General features: G+C 50.3%; 3 protein-coding genes. All 3 read right to left on the reverse strand.

The window, feature by feature from the left end:
• On the reverse strand, positions 1-134 hold a 134-nt coding region (locus tag J2T14_RS30730; RefSeq protein WP_307477032.1), incomplete at its 3' end, for a family 43 glycosylhydrolase.
• Positions 135-419: 285 nt separating this feature from the next.
• Positions 420-1,229, reverse strand: coding sequence for a polysaccharide deacetylase family protein (locus tag J2T14_RS30735; RefSeq protein ID WP_307208739.1), 810 nt, complete (start codon positions 1,227-1,229; stop codon positions 420-422).
• A 163-nt stretch (positions 1,230-1,392) separates the two neighbouring features.
• A partial coding sequence (locus J2T14_RS30740; protein ID WP_307477030.1) for a cellulase family glycosylhydrolase occupies positions 1,393-3,726 on the reverse strand: 2,334 nt, incomplete at its 5' end.

The following is a 3,726-nucleotide window of genomic DNA, read 5'->3' on the forward strand; positions in this document are numbered from 1 at the left end:
GGGACTCCAGGAAAATAAGCGAACGAGCTTGTTACCAAATAATAATCATCTTCGACACGGCAGATGCTCGGGTCGGGATAAAAGCCTGGAATTACAGGATTGCTATACGTCGCGGTGCTACACGTCGTCTCCATGTTACAACTCCTAATCATTCTAAAGTTTGATATTATTGAAGCCCTTCCATTCCCCTTCCATTCGGATTATAAAACACGGCATAAACCCGCACCTTGATTTTCAGGTCATCGAATAGCATGATTTAGCCATTTATATTTCAGGCGCTTGGCTTAGCTGAAAAAAGGTCTTTTGAAGGGCAGCGCGAGGGGCATCTGAAAACTTCCGAACCAAAAAGGCACCGGGCTTCGCATGGAAGCTATCCGGTGCCTTGCCAATTTTTGCCATATTTAGAAAACAAATACTTGCTATCGCAGCCTTTTCGTTTCGCCTGCCGCAATACGGACGGCTTCGCCGTCTGCGCTAAACCAAACCTCAAGGGCATTCGGATTATGCACCATGCTTCGATCAACCGAGAAACGGAGCGCTTTGAGGGCTTTCTGATAGGATACAATATCCGTCATTGACGCTTTCCAGACCGACTCCTCGCCGCCGAGCAGCTCGCCCACCTTGTCTACCAGTTCCCAGTTGTCATCATGATCGAATTCGTAGCTGTGACCCCAGATAAACAATAGCTCCATCCGGCTGAACCACTGCTTGGACGACAGAAATTGTTCCGCCTTCTCAACCATCTCCTTGTGGTGGCAGGTCGGATGCCATCTCAGCGGATCATCCGGCATGTGGAAGCCGCCGTGGCTCTGGACAGTGCGGGCATATTCGATACCGAGCACCGGCAGCGCGCGCACAACGCGGTCGTTGTAGGTGCCGAACGGATAACTCATGCCGCGTACAGGATATCCCGCAATCGCCTCCAGATTTCGGCGGTCCGCGATCAGCTCCTCCGCAATCTGGTCGTCCGGGGACTGCTCCAGGAATGGATGCGTGACGGTATGGGCCGAAATCTCGTGGCCGCGAAATAAGTCCGCCACTTCTTCGGCACGGATGTGTCCTTCCTCGCCGAATTTGCCGGAATTCAGATGGAACGTTCCTTTGAGGCCATATCGGTTAAATGCCTGCACCAGCCTCCTGTCTTGCTCGCGGCCATCGTCAAAACTAAACACGACCGCCTTGCTAAACCCTCCCGGAAATCGGTCGAATCGAATGCTCACGTTACCCATTATAACTCCTCCTCGAGTGAGTACTGCATTACAACGATAATAACATACGACTAATAGTAGACCTTGATTTTCAAGACATGAAATAGCATGAAATAGACATTGCACCTGAAATACCTCCGAACCATTCCGGTCGGAGGTATTTCGTTTCTGAAGTAGCTTACTTCTATCCTTGATCATGAGGAACCGTAACGGTGGCGGATGCTTCCGTTACATTTCCTGCTTGATCTATCGCTCTATAAGTAATGGTGTAGACTAGAGGTTTTTTACCCTTTGCTTTTTTGGCCAGCAGCTTGAATTCCGTATCGAAAGTGCCGAAATCGGCTTCTTGTACCATGGATTCGTAGCGGTCGACTTCTACGCTCGGCGTAATGGACAGCAATTCCACTTGAGACAGCTCAACATCCGTTTCAACAGTTGCCGTTACTTTTACCAGCTTGTTGTTGGCCGGCCACAAGGTCTCCTTATCCAGAACAACATTCAGGGTTGGAGCAGCAGTATCAATGATCAAGCTTCTGTACGCCCATTCCGACCAGGCGCCACCATTGTCCTTCAAACGAACCCTGATCGACCAATTTCCGTCCGCCAATCCATTCAAAGTGTATGAGCCGGATGCGCCCGCCAGTTCGCCGCTGTCCACATCAACCGTCTCCCAACCGTTGCTGGAGGCTTGAACCTGATAAGCAGCTTGAACATCCGCATCGTCGGCGTCATGGAACGTCCAGTCAATCTGCGGACTGTTCAGATTGATCGCCTGTCCATCCTGATACGAGGTGATCGAGGCGGATGGAGCCGAATTACCGGTTCCTGTGCCAGTAATGCTTGTGCCGTCTTTGGTAATTGTGTAGGTGACTACCTTGCCGCTCCAGAAGTAGAACGTCAGGTTCACAACTCCGTCATTCGTTTCCGAGAAGAATCTCGATGTAAGCCTGATTCTTCCATTGGCGTAGTCAGGGTTGTAGGCATCATAAATTTCCTTGTACGAAGTCCAATTATGCGGACCGGCGTTGCCGCCATCGGCGTATTTAGCCTCCATCGTAGCGATTCGATCGCCATTGAAGGCTGTAGGAATATCAATGCCTTGAGGGGTTATTGTACCGGAAACGCTGGACAAAGTCGCTGTATCATAATAATTAACGTACAGCTTCCACGCAGGACCCGCGCTGAAATGAGCCGACAATACCGCCTTCTCGCCTAATGCGCCTGTAGCGAGACTTGAAAGATAGCTTGCTTTGAGCGTTAATACGTCGCCGTTCACCGTATAGTCTGTGCCGGCTACGAGCGTTTGATCGCCATTCTTCAGCGAGACAAAGCTGTTGCCGTTCAGGTTCAAGGTAACCGATTGGTCGCTGACCGTCTCCCCGCTCTTGATGAAGATCCGATCGAAAGACGTCGTCGAAGTGCGGCCAGTCAAGCTATGCATAATAATATTATATAGCTCCGGGTCACTCCACTCAAAAGTTGTCCGGTTAACGTACGGGCCGTAATCCCACATCATCGTCGCAATGCTCTTCGACTGCGTAGCATGGAGGAAGTGTTCGAAATACTTGAGCATCTCTCCGCGCTCGACGGTTTCCTCTCCCTTACCGTAGCCGAGAATTCCGTATTCGCCTATGACAACAGGAATGCCCTTTGATACTAACGTATTGACATTGTTAACCATTGTATCGATACTGTTTTTCACTTCGTCATTAAACGTTGTGTAGCCTGCAATGTTTACAGAGAAATGCCACAAGCCGTAATAATGAACGGTAGCGATTATATTCGAGTCGTTCAATGTTTCTATCGTGGTTGCAAGCGAATCCACATATTCTTGGCTGTCATTCGTCCACAGCGACGGCAATACAAGCGGGCGAACCCCGTTATTGCCACCGGACGTTCTTACAATGTCGAAGAAGGTCGTATTCAATTCATTAAGCAGCGACATTTGCGTTGTTGTATCAAGGTTGTTGCCGAAAACCGGCTCGTTGATGCTTTCGAACATCAGCTTGTTGGAATAATTTTTGAAAGTGTCGGCGATTTGCGTCCAGACCGCCGTGTATTCGGCTACGACCTGGTCATGGTTCGTGTCCATCGTGTGGACCCATTCCACCGAGTCGTGGTGCATGTTGATCATGACGTACAGGCCGGCTTCGAGCGACCAGTCGACAATTTGCTGCACCCGGCTCATCCATTCCGGATCAACCGTATAGGACGGAGCAGGTCCCGTGTGCTGATACCAGGTCACGGGAATCCGGATGCTTTTGAAGCCCTGGGCGGCAATTTGTTGAATAAATGCTTTGGTGACAACCGGATTGCCCCAAGACGTTTCATCTGAGCCTCTCGCATCCAGGGAATTCCCCAGATTATATCCAGGCTGCATCTCGTTGACATAGGACTGCATAGGCGTTTGCACCGTTGCACCCTGTTTAATATCGCCGCGCACGATGCCCATACCGTTCGTTCCGATATAGACCCGGCCGTACACTTGTCCATCGCCCGTAATCGTCCCTCTTGCATT

Origin of the sequence: Paenibacillus harenae, assembly GCF_030812415.1 — a bacterium.
Classification (GTDB): domain Bacteria; phylum Bacillota; class Bacilli; order Paenibacillales; family Paenibacillaceae; genus Pristimantibacillus; species Pristimantibacillus harenae_A.

What these genes read in the sequence shown, in the direction of transcription:
- J2T14_RS30735 (WP_307208739.1), bottom strand. Translation starts at nt 1,229, where the DNA reads ATGGGTAACGTGAGCATTCGATTCGACCGATTTCCGGGAGGGTTTAGC.